Origin of the sequence: Kribbella sp. NPDC006257, assembly GCF_040613535.1 — a bacterium.
Taxonomy (GTDB): domain Bacteria; phylum Actinomycetota; class Actinomycetes; order Propionibacteriales; family Kribbellaceae; genus Kribbella.
Window position 1 is genome coordinate 338,493 of sequence record NZ_JBEXSJ010000002.1, and the last position, 15,720, is coordinate 354,212.

Annotated in this window: 13 protein-coding genes; 6 read left to right on the top strand and 7 right to left on the bottom strand. The window is 67.5% G+C overall.

Translation table 11 applies throughout. From position 1 onward, the window contains the following. Positions 1–53: 53 nt before the first annotated feature. Together ABZ004_RS03890 and ABZ004_RS03895 are read left to right on the top strand one after the other, a co-directional pair. Positions 54–740, top strand: coding sequence for a TetR/AcrR family transcriptional regulator (locus ABZ004_RS03890; protein ID WP_355678227.1), 687 nt, complete (start codon positions 54–56; stop codon positions 738–740). A gap of 387 nt (positions 741–1,127) precedes the next feature. Further along, positions 1,128–2,345 carry a cytochrome P450 gene (locus tag ABZ004_RS03895; RefSeq protein ID WP_355678228.1) on the top strand — a complete coding sequence of 406 codons (1,218 nt, stop codon included), beginning with the start codon at positions 1,128–1,130 and terminating at the stop codon, positions 2,343–2,345. A 32-nt stretch (positions 2,346–2,377) separates the two neighbouring features. Here the strand turns inward: ABZ004_RS03895 and ABZ004_RS03900 are convergent, their stop codons facing one another. Together ABZ004_RS03900 and ABZ004_RS03905 are read right to left on the bottom strand one after the other, a co-directional pair. Then, positions 2,378–4,849, bottom strand: coding sequence for a CHAT domain-containing protein (locus tag ABZ004_RS03900; protein WP_355678229.1), 2,472 nt, complete (start codon positions 4,847–4,849; stop codon positions 2,378–2,380). After that, entirely contained in the window at positions 4,846–5,982 is a 1,137-nt protein-coding gene (locus ABZ004_RS03905) for a S8 family serine peptidase (protein WP_355678230.1), read from the bottom strand. The genes ABZ004_RS03900 and ABZ004_RS03905 overlap by 4 nt, the downstream gene beginning before the upstream one ends. A gap of 146 nt (positions 5,983–6,128) precedes the next feature. On the opposite strand from ABZ004_RS03905, the gene ABZ004_RS03910 reads away from it, so the two are divergent. Continuing rightward, a complete protein-coding gene (locus tag ABZ004_RS03910; protein WP_355678231.1) occupies positions 6,129–7,124 on the top strand; it encodes a glutathione S-transferase C-terminal domain-containing protein in 996 nt (331 codons plus the stop codon). Between the two features lie 55 nt (positions 7,125–7,179). Continuing rightward, complete coding sequence (locus ABZ004_RS03915; RefSeq protein ID WP_355678232.1) at positions 7,180–8,001, top strand: isocitrate lyase/phosphoenolpyruvate mutase family protein; 822 nt, start codon at positions 7,180–7,182, stop codon at positions 7,999–8,001. A 52-nt stretch (positions 8,002–8,053) separates the two neighbouring features. Here ABZ004_RS03915 and ABZ004_RS03920 read toward each other — a convergent pair whose 3' ends face one another. Beyond that, positions 8,054–9,727, bottom strand: coding sequence for a hypothetical protein (locus ABZ004_RS03920; RefSeq protein ID WP_355678233.1), 1,674 nt, complete (start codon positions 9,725–9,727; stop codon positions 8,054–8,056). Between the two features lie 306 nt (positions 9,728–10,033). Between ABZ004_RS03920 and ABZ004_RS03925 the strand changes: the two genes are divergently transcribed. After that, a complete protein-coding gene (locus ABZ004_RS03925) occupies positions 10,034–10,606 on the top strand; it encodes a GNAT family N-acetyltransferase (RefSeq protein ID WP_355678234.1) in 573 nt (190 codons plus the stop codon). Positions 10,607–10,976: 370 nt separating this feature from the next. After that, positions 10,977–11,444, top strand: coding sequence for a phosphotransferase (locus ABZ004_RS03930; RefSeq protein WP_355678314.1), 468 nt, complete (start codon positions 10,977–10,979; stop codon positions 11,442–11,444). On the opposite strand, the gene ABZ004_RS03935 is transcribed toward ABZ004_RS03930, so the two are convergent. From ABZ004_RS03935 to ABZ004_RS03950, 4 genes are read right to left on the bottom strand one after another with little or no spacing between them, the layout of a single operon-like run. Beyond that, on the bottom strand, positions 11,441–12,571 hold the full coding sequence (locus ABZ004_RS03935; protein WP_355678235.1) for a Gfo/Idh/MocA family oxidoreductase: 1,131 nt from the start codon (positions 12,569–12,571) through the stop codon (positions 11,441–11,443). The genes ABZ004_RS03930 and ABZ004_RS03935 overlap by 4 nt on opposite strands. Positions 12,572–12,605: 34 nt before the next feature. Beyond that, a complete protein-coding gene (locus ABZ004_RS03940) occupies positions 12,606–13,913 on the bottom strand; it encodes an extracellular solute-binding protein (protein WP_355678236.1) in 1,308 nt (435 codons plus the stop codon). A 12-nt stretch (positions 13,914–13,925) separates the two neighbouring features. After that, positions 13,926–14,810 carry a carbohydrate ABC transporter permease gene (locus ABZ004_RS03945; RefSeq protein ID WP_355678237.1) on the bottom strand — a complete coding sequence of 295 codons (885 nt, stop codon included), beginning with the start codon at positions 14,808–14,810 and terminating at the stop codon, positions 13,926–13,928. Beyond that, on the bottom strand, positions 14,800–15,690 hold the full coding sequence (locus tag ABZ004_RS03950) for a sugar ABC transporter permease (RefSeq protein ID WP_355678238.1): 891 nt from the start codon (positions 15,688–15,690) through the stop codon (positions 14,800–14,802). Before ABZ004_RS03950 ends, ABZ004_RS03945 begins: the two co-directional genes overlap by 11 nt. Between the last annotated feature and the right edge of the window lie 30 nt (positions 15,691–15,720).

Consider the following 15,720-nt stretch of genomic DNA (forward strand, 5'->3'; position numbering starts at 1 on the left):
TAGAGTATGGTAGACACAGTTTCACGTCAAGCCACTTCCGGAGAGGATCTGAGATGCCGGCACCCACCGCCGTCGAACTGCTCTGGGGCACCCAGCAGCGCGGCCGCCGCGGGCCGAAACCCGCCCTGTCGCTGGAACGCATCGTCGCCGAGGCGATCGCGCTGGCCGACGCCGAAGGACTGGCGAACCTCTCCATGCAGCGGCTCGCCGAACGCCTCGGCTTCACCAAGATGTCCCTCTACCGGTACGTCCCCGGCCGGGCCGAACTCACCGCCCTGATGCTGGACACAGCCTTGGGTACGCCGCCGGCCCACTCACCGAAGGACTGGCGTACCGGGCTCAAGAACTGGGCCGAGACCATCTTCGAGCGCTACAGCGCGCATCCCTGGGCGATCGAACTCACCACCGGCCAACGCCCGATCGGCCCGAACGAACTGGGCTGGATCGAAGCCGCCCTGGTCAGCCTGACCGACACCGGCCTGACCGGGTCCGAACGCCTCGACACCATCGTCCTGGTCAACGGACACGTCCGCAGCCTCGCCCAGCAACTCGTCACCACCGAGTCGACCGCCGCCTACACCGCCCAACTCGCCGAAACCCTGACCGCAGCAGGCGACGCCTACCCCGCCACCGTCACCGCCTTCACCGAAGAACGCGAAGGCGGCGCCGACAACGCCCTCCACTTCGGCATAGCCCGAATCCTCGACGGCCTCAACGTCCTCATCACCCAACGCACCTGAGACCGGTCCCGGCGTACCGGCAACCTTTCCAGCGCGCGCCAGCGTGTCCCGATCGACAGGATCAATTGGCGCCGGGCGCGGGGGTTCAGGCTCAGTTGGCCTGGGGTGGGCGGCAGTTCGGCGCGTTGATCCTGTCGATCGGCACACCAACCCAGGCCGGTTGTTGGGTCGCGAGCAAGCGGCGGGCTGCGCGTCGAGTTGGCTGGCCGGGCACGGCCGAGACCGGTCCGGGTGTGCCGACCGACATGAGGTATGCGCCGGGAAGGGTTTCCTGGTCAATTGGTGAGCGGGAGGTAGGAGAAGCCGGGCGGACACCTCATGTCCGTCGGCACGCGACAGGCTGAGGTGGGGAGCGGAGGGTTGGGGGAGGCGCTTAGGGTCGGGGGTATGTCGGAGCCGGTGTTGGAGATTCCGTTTGGGGATGCGTTTCGGTTTGATCCGTCGCCTACGTTTGCCGAGTTGCGGGAGAACCGGCCGGTGGCTCGGGTGCGGACGTTGGCGGGGGCTGAGGTCTGGCTGGTGACGCGGTACGACGACGTGCGGATGGTGCTCGCGGATCCGAGGTTCTCGCGGGCGGCGGTGGTCAAGCAGGGAGCTCCTCGGGTCGCGCTCGCGAAGCCGATGCCGAACAGCCTGACGACGACGGATCCGCCCGAGCACACGCGCCTGCGCAAGCTGGTCTCGTCGACGTTCGCGCATCGCCGGATCGAGCGGACCCGGCCCTGGGTCGCCGAGCTCTCCGCCAAGCTCGCCGATGATGTAGCGGAAGCCGGCGACGGCGCGGACATCCGCGAACTGGTTGCCCTGCCGCTCCCGATCCAGGTGATCTGCCAGCTCCTCGGTGTCCCGTACGCCGATCGCGAGCAGTTCCGTGAGTGGACCGAGTTGGGTTACAGCATGCGGATGGCCGAGAAGGACCTGGTCGAGCAGGCGATGACCGACCTCACGGCGTACATCGAAGAGCTGGTCGAGCGGAAGCTGGCGAACAGTGACAAGCCTGCCCAGGACCTTCTCGACGAACTGGTTCGGGCCCGCGAGGAGGGTGACCGGCTCAGCCAGGAGGAGCTGATTTCATTCGGCGTCAACCTGCTCGTCGCCGGTCACGAGACCTCCGCGAACCAGATCTCCAGCGTCGTCGCCACGCTGCTCCGCTGGCCGGAGAACTGGGCGAAGCTGGTCGCCGATCACACCTTGGTCGATTCCGCGATCGAAGAACTGCTGCGCTTCAACCGCTTCAGCGAGGTCGGTCAGCTGCGCGTCGCGCTCGAGGACGTCGAACTGCACGGCGTACAGATCAAGGCCGGTGAAGGCGTGATGGCCGCGCTGAACTCGGCGAACCGGGATCCGCGCCAGTACGAGGATCCGGATGAACTGAAGCTTGATCGCAAGGACAACAAGCACCTTTCGTTCGGCTTCGGCCCGCACTTCTGCCTGGGCGCCCAACTGGCCCGGATCGAACTCCAGGAATCCTTGCTCGCCCTGCTCCGCCGCTTCCCGAACCTCTCCCTCGCCAAGCCCGCCGAAGCCCTCGCATGGCGCCGCGTGCTGGTCAGCGGCCTCGCCGAACTCCCCGTCAACCTCGGCCAACCCGTCAACCTCAGCTAATCCATCACCCCCGGCCAGCCCGTCAACCTCGGCTAGCCGCTGCCGAGGCAGACGAAGCCAACGGCCTCACCTGCCGGTACTGCGGACGCCAGCGCCGCGGCTGGTCCGGCACCAGCCGCGATCGCCTGGTGGTAACGGGTCATCGTCGCCATCGCCACGTCGTCGGCGATCCGGCTCACACTCGCGATCACGGTCGCCGACCCCGCACTCAGCAACGCGGTGGCCATCCCGATCGTCTCGTCACCCGGCCGGACGTCGGCCAGCCCGAGATCACAGGCCGACAGGACCACGGTCGCCGGCGGCCGCTCGACCTGCTGCAGGTCGTATCCCAGCAACGGCCCACCACTGAGTTCCAGCGAGGAGAACAACGCGTTGTCCGACCGATGCCGCCCATGCACGGCAAGGTGCGCCGTCGTCACCCGATCGAACGCCGCAAGCGTGGCAGCCGGAGTGGCATCCTCGCCGGTCAGCACGATCGGCTGATCGAGCATGGCCGCGATCGACCGCACCTCCGGCTCACCACGATCATTACCCGGCCCGGCCACCAACAAGACACCGGACTCCTTCTGAACCCGTTCCCTGGCAGCGATCCACGCCGTCGCAGAAGGCGCCACCGTGACCGCCCGCTGCTTGCACTCAGCCAGCACGGCCCACGGAACAGTCACCAGTACGCCGGTAGGCACCACCACGATCTCGCGATCACCGACCAACCGCAGAACCGGTTCCAGGATCAACCGCGCAACCTCGTCAGCATCCCGCCCAGTCGAAGCAGCAACACTCGCCGCCAACCGTGAAGGCAACATGCGCCCCGCGCTCGCATCCAGATCAGCCCGCAACCGCAAGACAGCCTCACTCGCAGCACGATAAGAACCAACCGGTACTACGGCCGCCGAGCTGCCGCTGATCACCAACGCCACCAGGGCATCTTCGTCGCGCAAGTAGCTCAGCAGCACCGAGTCGCGTAGCTCGGACCGCACCCGACCGAGCGCGACCGGTGTCGCCGAGCTGACCGTAGTACCGGCCGCTGACCAGGAGTGCTCGCGAGTGATGCGTTCCAACGCAACCGTGTGCTTGCGTAGGGCAACTACTGGCTTGCCTGCGAGCTCTGCCTGGCGCAGGTTGTAGCGGAGCTGCCGCAGCTCCTCCAGCGCGGCAGCAGCATGCGCATCGGCCGGCGGGCGCACCGATGGCAACAGAAGTGCTTGCGCACGGGCTCGTTCGGACCATCGATAGATCGCACTGACCGATCCGCCGGCCAGAGCTTGCCGCAGACCGGTTCGAACCAGCTCGCCGCCAAGGGCACTGGCGCCGGTCTGCAGGTCGAGGCTGCCGAACTGGCTGCGATGACGATGCAGAGTTGTCATCCCGGCCGTCAGATAGCGTTCGGCCGAGCGTCCCGAGGCCAGCGCGAGCTCGGCCTGGGTGATGCGGCGCAGCAGCCTGGTGTCCAGCCGATCGCCTTGCCTGGAAGGGCCGACCTTCTCGACGATCGCTGAGGCGCGTTGGAGCTGCTTCCGGCTGATCAGGATCCGAGTCGCGAGCAACGAGGCGACCCGTGCATCTTCGGGAAGCCCTAGTCGCTGCAGCCGTTCGGTGAGTGCGTTGGCCGACGCGGCGGTAACGGTCGTAGTACCCGCTGCTTGTTCTGCGCGGAGTTGGAGGAGGGCCGCGTACGCGGCGCGACGGGCGTTTCCCCTGCCCAGCAAGAGAGATCTGGCTTGCCGAGCCCAGGTCGCTGCGACTTCCGGACGGTCTCGGAGCAGCGCCGCTTCGGCTCGGCTGAGGAGGGCCTCGACTACGGTGTTGCTCAGTTGCTGCTCCGACGCGCGGTCGATGGCCGTAGCCAGTTCGGCATCGGCCTCGTCGATGAGACCTGCGGCGAGCAAGGCCTTGGCCCGTTCGAAAGCCAGGTTGGCCAGGCGGCCCGGTGCGACCACCTCATAGGCGCGGCGCGCGACCGTGAACGCGCGCAGGGCGGACGGCAGGTCACCGGCCAGGACGTCGAGACAACCCAGGTTCAAGGTGATGATCGCCGACTGCAGGACGATGCCGTTGCGTTCGGCGATCCGGGCGGCGCGGGTCAGATCAGCTCTGGCCGGCCCGACCCGGCCGACGTCGAGATATAGCAGGCTGCGGTTGCTCAGCACCTTGACGAGGTCCAACGGGCTGCCCAGGTTGGTCAACTCGGTCACCGCGGCGTCGTACTGCGCGAACGCGTCGTCGTACCGGCCGGATCGACGGCAGAGCAGGGCGCGTTGACCGTAGAGGATGCCGCGCAGGTGCGCGGGCAGCAGCGGTTCGGCCTCGTCGAGCAGCCGGAATCCGCGCCGCAGATGACCGCGTTCGGATTCCGCCCAGGCCAGGCTGATCAGGATCCGGCCGCGCAACTCGGGCTCGGCAGCGAGCCGCAGAGCCGCGCGGTACCGGCGTACGGCCTCCCCCGGCCGGCCGTCGTCACTCGCCGCCCGGCCGGCCTGATAAAGTCGCTCAGCCTCCTGCGTCAAGGCACCTGCGGACCGAGGCGAGCCTGTGCGAGGGTCGCGGCGTGCACGGCCGCGGCGAACGACGTACCGGACCAGCGCGCGAAGCGGCGGGACCGGACGACGGGTTGCTCGTCGAGCGGCATCGTGCTGACCTGGGTTCCCTTCTCCTGCGCTGTCACCCACGGCCCGTCGGAGCTGTAGCTCGCGAGATTGCCGTCGTCGTCCAGGGCCTTGACCGCGATCACGCTGGGGAGCGCCGCCGGGAAGAACCTCACCCGGCCCGGCTCGTTGCCGGCCGAGGCAACCAGCTGGATCTGCGGCGGGAGTGCCTTGAGCGCCTTGGCCAGCAGCGGTGCTTCATCCAGGTCGTCCATCGGCAGCCGGCCGAACGGCATGCAGACCACGTCGATCCGCTGGCCGGCGCTGATCCTGCCCGCCAGCCACTCCAGCGCCTGGATCACGTCAGCCTCGTAGCCCTCGCCGTTGTCGTCGATCACCTTGATCGAGAGCAACGTCGCGTCCGGCGCGTACTGCCGGATCAGCCCCGCGGTGAAGGTCCCGTGCCCGTGGTGCGTGCCGAAGCGGGCCGGCTCACCCTGTCCCCAGGCAGGTGGCGGCTCCCAGCACGATCCCTGCAGGAGGAAGGGATCGGCCGGATCCGTGTCCAGCCAGGGATGCGAGAGCACACCGTTGTCGAGCAAGGCGACGACCGGCCGGTCAGCGGGGTCGATGTCGCTTCGCCACACCGGAGCCGGCGGTGTGTAGTCCACGTACTCCCAGGTGCCCCAGGCATGGCCGGTACGGCAGCCGTTGGTGTGCGCGGGGCGCCAATAGGCGTAGTCGTCCCAGGTAGCGACCCTGAATCCTGGATCGACCTGGAAATCCGACAGGAGGTCGCCGAGGTCGGCGCCGAACCGCTCGCGAACAGCGTCCACCACGGCCGGCACATAGCCGGTGACCGGCAGCATCACGCGGCCTGAGGGCAGCGGTTCACCGGCGTACAGGGGGCGGCCGCGCCCATCGGATTCCAGCAGATCGTTCAGTACTGCGACGCCGTGACCGTCGTCGCGCTGCTCGAGCTCGGCCAGCCTCGCCAGCGCGGCCTCGGACGTGAGCATCACGTTCGCCCGGTGAAATGCCTGAGCTTTTGCCATCCCAGAACCCCCAGCTGTCAGCTACGACCCAACGTAGCCGGAAATGCCGGCCGAGGGCGGATCCCTCGGCTCGTCATGTTTCATCTGGGGTCCGACAGGCGCGCCAGATACGTTCGGAAGTTGGCTTCGATGGGCACCCTGGAAGAGTGGGCGAAACCAAAGGTGAGTACAAGCGCGACAGCGACTACATCAGCACCCGGATCACCGCCGATGGGCGCGACGGGTTCCCGGTAGAGCCGTGCCGCTATCGGCTGGTGGTCGCGCGAGCCTGTCCCTGGGCGAACCGGGCGATCATCGTACGGCGGTTGCTCGGGCTGGAGGATGTGCTCTCGATCGGGTTCTGCGGTCCGACCCATGACGAGCGCAGCTGGACGTTCGATCTCGATCCCGATGGCGTCGACCCGGTGCTGAAGATTCCGCGGTTGCAGGACGCCTACTTCAAGCGTGACCCGAACTACCCGAAGGGCATCACGGTGCCGGCGATCGTCGACGTACCGACCGGCGCCGTTGTCACCAACGACTTCGCGCAGTTGACGCTCGACCTGTCGACCGAGTGGACGAAGTACCACCGGGCCGGCGCTCCGGAGCTGTACCCCGAGCCGTTGCGCGCCGAGATCGATGAAGTTGCCAAGCGCATCTATACCGAGGTCAACAACGGGGTGTACCGGGCTGGTTTCGCGAGTTCGCAGGAGGCCTACGAAGCGGCGTACGACCGGCTGTTCGCCGCCCTCGACTGGTTGTCCGAGCGGCTCAGCGAGCAGCGGTATCTGGTGGGCGACACGATCACCGAGGCCGATGTGCGGCTCTTCACCACGCTCGCCCGCTTCGACGCCGTCTATCACGGGCACTTCAAGTGCAACCGCAACAAGCTCGCCGAGATGCCGGTGCTGTGGGCGTACGCGCGCGACCTGTTCCAGACGCCGGGCTTCGGCGACACGATCGACTTCGTGCAGATCAAGCAGCACTACTACGTCGTGCACACCGGCATCAACCCGACGCAGATCATCCCGAAGGGCCCGGACCTGTCGACCTGGCTCACGCCGCACGGCCGCGAGGCGCTGGGTGGCCGGCCGTTCGGCGACGGCACGCCACCGGGAGCCCTCAGAGACGACGAACGGGTCAGGGCCGGGCATGGCGCTTAGAGTGCCTGTACGACGAGGCGCAGCCGAGCGCACGTAGTACGGGAAGGGGCCCGGTATGTCCGAGCTCTACGAGAAGTTCATGGCGTTGCACACCCGCGAGGGCGGCCTGGTGATGCCGAACGCGTGGGACGGCCTGTCCGCTCTGGTGCTCGCCGACGCGGGCTTCGAGGCGATCGCGACCTCGTCGGCTGCGTTCGCCGCCACCCTCGGCCGCCCCGACGGGCGGCACGCCGTCAGCCTGCCGGAGCATCTCGACCACGCCTCCTTGCTCGTCCGGCTCACCGGGCTGCCGGTCAACGGCGACTTCGAGGACGGGTACGGCGAAACTCCGTCGGCCGTTGCCGAGACGGTCGAGGCGGCTGTCGCAGCAGGCCTGGCGGGGATCGGGATCGAGGACACGACGGGCAATCCCGAGCAGCCCATTCGCGCCTTCGACGACGCCGTACTCCGGATCAGGCACGCGGTCGCCGCAGGCAACCGGCGCATCGTCATCACCGGGCGGACGGACAACTTCTTCCTCGGCAACCCCGATCTCGACGACACGATCCGCCGGCTGACCGCCTTCGCCGAAGCCGGCGCGGACGTGCTCTACGCGCCCTTCCCGCCCGACCTCGCCTCGGTCCGCGCCATCGTCGCCGCAGTCGCCCCGAAGCCGGTCAACGTCGTCGTCTCGCCCGCGGACAAGATCCTGACCGTCGCCGAGCTCCAGGCAGCCGGCGTCAAACGCATCAGCCTCGGCATGTCCCTCTACGGCCACGCGATCGCGTCGCTGGAGAAGGCGGCGAAGTCGCTGGCCTCCGGCGACATCGCCTCGGCAGCCACGGGTATCGGCTTCCCCCGCCTCACCGAACTCCTCACCCAGGCCCACCAAAGCTAACGTCCGAAGAAGCGGAGGGACGTCTCATCCGCTTCTTCGGACGTTAGCGTGCTCAGTTCTGGTTGGCGGTTGCGAGGTTGTTCTCGGCGTCGTACTGGACGATGAACGCGGCCGCGTCGTCGTTGCTGGAGGCAATCGCCGAGGCGAGCACCTCCGGGGTGCGCGGACGGTCCGACGGCCAGTCGCTGAGCAGCGCCCAGGCCCGCTGACGCTTCTTGTCGAGATCGCCACCACTGGTGCTCTTCGGCTTCGGCGCGGCCGGACGGCTCGGGGTTGTCCGGGCGGTCACCTCGCGAGCGATGACAGTCGGCTCTTCCACCGCGGCCGGTGCGACGGGCTGCGGTTCTTCGACTGCCGGGACCGGCGCTGCCGTCTGCGGAACGCTGTTGCGCACCGTCTTCGGCTTGCGCGCCGCAGCGGGCTTCGGCAGCGGCGGCTTCACCACGGCCGGCTTCGGCGTCGCCTGAACGACGTGCTCCTGCTCGGCACCCGACTGCTGGGCGCCCGGCTGCTCGGCACCCGGCTGCTGGGTTGCCGACTGCTGGGCGGCCGGTTGCTGGGTTGCCGGCTGGTGGGTTGCCGGCAGATCGGCTTGCGGGACGGCCGGTGCGATCGGGTCCGGAACGACCGGCGCGAACGGCGACGGCTGCTGGATCGGCTTCACGTACGGCGCGCTCGCCGACTCCTCGACGACCTCGGCCTCGTCCGCGTCCTCCGTGGTCCGGTCGTACGGCAGGTACTCCACCGCCATCAGCTCGCCGGTCATCGCCTCGCCCCACTGGTCGTCGTCGCGCAGCGGGACGCCACCAGGGCGGAGCTGCTGCGCGGGGACCTGCTGGGCCGGCAACTGCTGCACCGGCGGCGTCGTTCCTTCGACCACCCAGACGGCCGCGCGGAGGTCGGTCCGCTCGTCCTTCGGCGGCTCGGGCTCCGGGTCCGGCGGCGGGGAGATCGCCAGCGTCAGCTTGTTCGTGACGACCTCGTAGTTGATCCGCTCTTCGAGCATCCCGGCCAGCCGGTCCGCGTCGTACGTGGTCTCGGCGATCTTCGCCAGCCGCTCGTCCTGGTGCTCGGAGCGGATGTACTCCGCGACGGTGCCGGCGATCGCGTCGCGGCGCGCGTTGTTGCGGATCTGGTGCCGGGCGGCACGGAGGCTCTCGTACAGGCCGTAGCCGTGTTCGAGCGCGATCGAGCGCGCCAGCCAGGTGACCTTCGGCTCGCGGGCCCACTGGACCACGCCGTACACGGGCCCGGTGGTGGCCATCTGGCCGGCCTTGCGCAACGCGTCGCGGCGGCGGGCCGAGCTGTGGATCAGCCAGAGTACGTAGGCGAACGCGGACAGGCCGCCGAAGCCGAAGGCGAGGAACCGCTCCTCCGGGCGCCAGTGGCCGACCACGTTGAAGACGAGCGCGACGATCGCCGCGAACAGCGACATCGCGCGGTAGGCGTAGGCCTGCTCACCCTTGCGGCGGCGCAGGTCGGCGAGCGCCGCGGTCGCCACACCGCCGAGTTCGATGACGGCGACGGCCGGGGTGACGAGAGCGATCTTCAGAAGGGGTGAGAACCCTTCCTTCGGCCACGGGATGTGGGTGACGCCGGCCCAGACCTGACCGACAAGAGCGGCGGTGGCGGCGGTGGCGTAGAAAGCGTAGGCAACTTTGTCAGCACCCGTGAGGGGTACGTTGGCGAGCTCGCCAGTACTGGTGCTGGTGGTGTTCTCCTGCAAGACGTGGTCTCCTGACCGGTTTGGGCTCTCCGGCAGTTCGTCGGCGATGGTGATGCGATTGCCTCCCCAGGTGGCTGGACGAGATTACCGGTTCCGGGCCCGTCCCGGGGAGTCGATCCCGGAATCGATCTGCTACTGCTCCCCGAACCTCCCCAACGAACGTCTGCTTCACACTTCCAACGCTCCCCCACCCCTCCCCATCACGGAGGAAAACCCCCGCATCCCAAAACCCCCCGCAGTACGGAACCACCCCCTCCCGTACTCCACGCGGACCCAGCGGTGGCAAATGGGTTGCGGGGTGGAGGGGTGGAGGCAACGATCTCAGGTGTGGAGCGCGAGACGATTGATGCCGGGTGGTTGGTGCTCCGGCCCTTTGTTGCCGCCGATGTTCCGTGGGTCTACGGGGTGTCGGTGGACACCGAGATGGATCGGTTCATCGACATCCCTTCTCCTTATCGGTTGGACCACGCGGCCTTCTTCGTCGAGCAGCTGGCGATCGCGGGGTGGGACGCCGGGACGCGGTACGAGTTGCTGGCCGAGGATGCCTCGACCGGGGAGCGACTCGGCCGGGTCGGCTTGGGGATCGGGCCTCGCGGTGCCGCCGAGATCGGCTACTGGGTGGATCCGCGGGCCCGTGGTCGCGGCGTCGCCACCGATGCTGCTCGGGCTTTGTGCGCGTGGGCCTTCCGTCGACTCGACCTCGACCTGATCGAGTGGCGCGCGGAGGTCGGCAACGACGCCTCCCGCCGAGTCGCCGAGAAGGTCGGCTTCCTGATGGAAGGCACCCTCCGCCAACGACTCGTCCACCGCGAAACCCGCGTCGACGCCTGGGTCGGCTCACTCCTCAAGAGCGAAGCGACGCGTTGTTCAAGACCCTGAGGTCGTTGGTTGATCCGTTGGGTTTGCGGGAGTACTTGTCCGAGGTCTACGGGGTTCGGTTCGAAAGTCTTCAAGCTCTACAAACGCGGATCCGAGGTCCGGTGGGAAGCAGAGTTCGCTGAGCATCTGAGCGACGTGGGACTCGAGGTTCCGCGGGTGGTGCCGACGAAGGACGGCTCCGGGGTCGGCGTGCTCGAGACCGCCGAAGGCAAGCGGGAGTTCATGCTGCTCACCTCCGTCGGCGGGCGGAAACCACAGCCACCGTTCGACGGCGAACTCTTTCGCTCGTACGGCGAATTGGTGGCCGCCTTCCACGACGCCGCCGACGGCTTCACGTCCTCGGCAGCACGCCGGCCGGCGGATCTCCCGCATCAGTTGGACGAGCCGCTCGCGCAATCTTCCGCTTCTCGAGCCGGGCGACGCGAAGCTGATCGGGGACCTGGCGGACGCCGTACGCAAGAAGATCACCCAGCTCTCGGACGACCTGAGTCGAGGGGTGTGTCATGGCGACGTGAGCCTCGACAACATCCTGATCGGCCCGGACGGCCTGACGATTCACGACTTCGATCTGTCGGCCGAGGGGTATCGCGCGGCCGACTTCACCGGCGCCGCCTCGACCCCGAACTGGGAGTCGTTCCAGGCCGGCTACACCGCCAAGCGCCCGATCCCGGCCGCCGACCTCGAGGCCATCCCCTGGCTCGCCGTTGTCGGCAGCATCGCCAACCTTCGCTTCCACCTCGTCGACAAGGTTCTGATCCGCGGCAGCGAGTCGGTCGGCGAAGGCTGGGCGGAGTACGAGCTCAAAACTCTCCGCCAAGCCGCCGCCGATCTTCTCTAAGTGGTCCAGGGCGCCGAGAGTTCGCGGAAGAGGGATAGGTCTTCGGCGGCTCGGGCTACCCATTTCTCTACGTCGGCGACGATCGGCCGGCGGTCCAGGCCTTCGCCGTCCCAGCGGATCAGCGCGGCGGGAATCTCGCGCGGGGGTGGCGCGAGCCGCACTGCTTCGACGACGCGGGTGAAGCCGCCGGTCTCGACGAATGGCGCCAGCAACGGCACGGTGGGGTCCGCTCGATGGTCGAGCAGGTTCTCCAGCAGATCGTCCCGCTCGTACTGCGTATTCGTCGTCTGCCCGTCGACCGTCAACTCGAGTTGGTCCGACGTGTACCGCAGCACGGCCCGTCCGCGTGATCCGTGCACGATCACCATCGGCTCGCGATCGTTGACCTCGGCACACAACGTCAGCGCCGCGACGACCGTCGTACCGCGACTTGTCACGACCCGAACGGCGGAGGTGTCGTCAGCCTCGATCGGATTGGCCCGGTACAGGTCGGTCTCGACGGACGTCACCTGTTCTGCCCGACCCGAACCGTCGATCATCAACGCCGCCGCCGTCGCGTGGGCGAAGGGATTCGTCACCGCACCGTCGACCACATCGACGCCGTCGAGAGTCCGCCGTCCGGCCCACCGGGCCCGTTGCCAGTACTGCGCGGTGCGCACCCAGGTGCCGACCGCTCCGATCCCGCGGACGTCACCCAGACTCCCGTCAGCCACTACGGAAGCCAGCGTCCGCGCCGCCAGCGACCCGGCAACCTGGAACCCGACCTGGCAACTACGCCCGGTGTCCTCGATCACCGACAACAGGTGCTCGAACTCGGCCAGCGAAGCAGCAGGCGGCTTCTCCAGCAGAACGTCGGCCCCCGATCGCAGCGCCAGCTCAGCGAGCGGCACATGCGTCTGAATCGGCGTACTGATGATCACCACATCAACCTCGACAGCGGCGAGCAGCTCGCCGAGGCCGGGATACACCGCCACGTCCGGCGGCAGTTCGTCGCCCGGCGGCGTCGGATCGGCGACCGCCACGAACCGCACCCGCCCCTCGGCCGCCAGGCGAGCCACGTGCCGTACGTGGCCCGCCCCGTGGCCGTGGACGCCGGCCACCGCCACGGTGACCGGCGTGGGCGCCACCCCGGTCACCACGAACCAGTTGCTGATAGCAACATCACTTCTGGAGCTCTCCGTTGACCTCGTCGATGAACTTCTGCGCTGCCTGGTCGGGCTTCATCCGGCCGAACAACACCTCGGTGGTGTAGCGCTGGATGATCTTCTCCACCTGACCACCACCGACCGGCGGAGGCGGCGACGGCTCGCCGAGTTCGGAGCTGATCGTCTGGATGAACGTCTGCGAGGCGGCATCGGCCGGCTTCAGCTTCGACGCCACCGCGGCCCGGATCTCGGTGTTCGGCGGGACGCCCCGCTCGGCGAGCAGGATGTTGCCCGCGGCCGGGCTGTTCGCCAGGTAGTTGACGAACTCGGCCGCCTCCTTCGGATGCTTGGAGCGCGAGGAGATCGACCAGAACATGGATCCCTTGTAGTACGCGCCGTTCTCGGTCGCCTTGCCGGTCACACTCGGCAGCCGCAGCAACTTGAGCTGCTGACCGGAAGCCTTGCTCAGCGCGTTGAGCTGGTTGCTCCAGGCATAGCCCATCGCCAGCTTCCCGGTCGCCATCCCGGACTGGTCGAGCGGCGCGTTCATGTCCTGCGCGGTGAAGGCCGCGGACGGGATCGCCTTCGCGTCCTGCATCTTGAGCAGGTTGGTGTAGAACCCGGTGACATCGTCCTTGGTAACGCCGAGCTTGCCGTCCTTGGTGAACAGCGACTCGCCGTGCTGCCGGGCCCACATGTTCAGGCTGGCGTCGTTGGTCCCGTACGCCGCTGTGCCCCATCCCTTGCCGTTCAGCTTCGTGCTGATCTGCTGGGCGATCTGGCTGTACTTGTCCCAGGTCCACGTCTTGTCGTCGGGCAGTGCGACTCCCGCCGCCTTGAAGACTGCCGGGTTCGCCACGATGGTGAAGGCGTTGATTCCCGCGTTCAGCCCGTAGAGACCGTTGTCGAACTCACCGGCGCCGAGGGTGTCCGGCTGGAACTTGCTGGTGTCCAGCCCGTCGGCCTTCTTCAGGTCGAGCAGGGCGCCGCGGTCGGCGTACTCGCGCAGGTACTTCTCGTCCATCTGGATGATGTCGGGGGCGTCGTTGGCGGCGACGGTGGTGGCGAGCTTGTCCCAGTAGCCGGACCATTCGCCGAACTCGCCCTTGATCTTGATCGTCGGGTGTTCCTTCTGGAACGAGTCGATCACCTGCTGGGTGAGCTTGTGCCGGGTGTCCGAACCCCACCAGTTGAACCGCAGCGTGACCTCGCCGTTCGCGGACGAGCCGCCGGAGGAACCACCGCAGGCACTGGCACCCAGCAGGGTGGTGGCAATCGCAGCGGCCGCGAGAGCTCGCGACCACCGACGGGAGAACAGCCTCATGGAAGGCACCTTTCACTTGATTCCGGTCGTGGCGATCCCCTTGACCAGGAAGCGCTGGCCCAGCAGGAAGGCAAGGAAGACGGGGACGAGCGAGACGACCGACATCGCGAACATCGAGCCCCAGTTCGTACTCGCGGTCGCGTCGACGAACGAGCGCAGCGCGACCGGGACGGTGTACTTCTTCGGATCGGTCAGGTAGATCAGCTGGCTGAAGAAGTCGTTCCAGGTCCAGATGAACGTGAAGATCGTGGTGGTCGCCAGGGCCGGCACCATCAGCGGCAGGATCACCCGCAGGAAGATCCCGGCCCGGCCGCAGCCGTCGATCCGCGCGGCCTCGTCGAGTTCGCGTGGGATGCCGCGGATGAACTGCACCATCAAGAACACGAAGAACGCGTCGGTGGCCAGGAACTTCGGTACGACCAGCGGCAGGAACGTGTTGATCCAGCCCGCCTGCGAGAACAGGATGTACTGCGGCACGATCACCACGTGGATCGGCAACATGATCGTCACCAGCATGATCGAGAACCAGAACTTCTTGCCGACGAAGTCCAGCCGGGCGAACGCGTACGCCGCCATCGAGCACGACACCAGGTTGCCCAGCACGGCCCCGAACACGACCACGGCCGAATTCAGCAGGTACCGGGTGAACGGTTCGGTGAGGGCGTTCCAGCCGACCCGGTAGTTGCTGATCTCCAGGTCCTTGATCAGCAGTCCCGGCTCGCGGAAGATCTCGTTGCCCGGCCGCAGCGAACTGACGACCATCCAGATCACCGGGTAGAGCATCACCAGCGCGGCCGCGGCCAGCGCCAGGTGGGTGAGGACGGGCCGGATCCGGGCCCAGCCGAAGGTGGCGGCGCGTCGGCGTACGACGGCCGTTCGCAGCGTTTCAGTCGTCATAGAACACCCAGTACTTCGAGGCGAGGAAGTTGATCGCGGTGAAGACCCCGATGATCACGAGCAGGAACCACGCCATCGCGGACGCGTAGCCCATGTCGAAATTCCCGAAGCCACGGTCGTAGAGATAGAGCGTGTAGAACATCGTCGAGTCCGATGGTCCGCCCGTTCCGCCGGAGACCACGAAGGCCTGAGTGAACGACTGGAACGCGTGGATGATCTGCAGGACCAGGTTGAAGAAGATGATCGGGGTGAGCAGCGGCAGTGTGATGCTGCGGAAGCGGCGGAACGCACTGGCACCGTCGACGGACGCGGCCTCGTAGTACATGGCGGGGATCTGCCGCAGGCCGGCCAGGAAGATCACCATCGGGGCGCCGAAAGTCCAGACGTTCAGCACCACCAGCGTGCCGAGCGCCGTACTCGGGTCGGAGATCCAGCCCTTGCCGTCGAACCCGAGCGGGGCGAGCACCTGGTTCAGCAGGCCCTCGGTGCCGAAGATCTGCTTCCACAGGATCGCGATCGCGACACTCGACCCGAGCAGCGACGGCAGGTAGAAGATCGACCGGTAGAAGGCCATTCCGCGAACGCCACGATCCAGTACCACGGCCAGAAGGAGAGCCACCGCGAGTTGCAGGGGCACCGAGACGAACACGTAGGTGAAGGTGACCTGCAGCGAATTGTGCAGCCGCTGGTCGGACAGCATCCGGCTGAAGTTCTCGAACCCGATCCACTCGGGCGCCTGGATCAGGTTGTAGTCGGTGAACGCCAAGTAGAGCGAGGCCAGCATCGGCCCGATCGTGATTACGAACAGCCCCACCAGCCACGGCGAGAGAAAAAGATAGGCGGCGAGATTGTCCCGCCGGTGAGCCTTGGCGACGCCCATACTTTCTTTCCTCCAGAAAGCTCAGACCCG

Coding starts and splice junctions, on each gene's coding strand:
- ABZ004_RS03890 (WP_355678227.1), top strand. CDS start 54: ATGCCGGCACCCACCGCCGTCGAACTGCTCTGGGGCACCCAGCAGCGC.
- ABZ004_RS03895 (WP_355678228.1), top strand. CDS start 1,128: ATGTCGGAGCCGGTGTTGGAGATTCCGTTTGGGGATGCGTTTCGGTTT.
- ABZ004_RS03905 (WP_355678230.1), bottom strand. CDS start 5,982: ATGGCAAAAGCTCAGGCATTTCACCGGGCGAACGTGATGCTCACGTCC.
- ABZ004_RS03915 (WP_355678232.1), top strand. CDS start 7,180: ATGTCCGAGCTCTACGAGAAGTTCATGGCGTTGCACACCCGCGAGGGC.
- ABZ004_RS03940 (WP_355678236.1), bottom strand. CDS start 13,913: ATGAGGCTGTTCTCCCGTCGGTGGTCGCGAGCTCTCGCGGCCGCTGCG.
- ABZ004_RS03945 (WP_355678237.1), bottom strand. CDS start 14,810: ATGACGACTGAAACGCTGCGAACGGCCGTCGTACGCCGACGCGCCGCC.
- ABZ004_RS03950 (WP_355678238.1), bottom strand. CDS start 15,690: ATGGGCGTCGCCAAGGCTCACCGGCGGGACAATCTCGCCGCCTATCTT.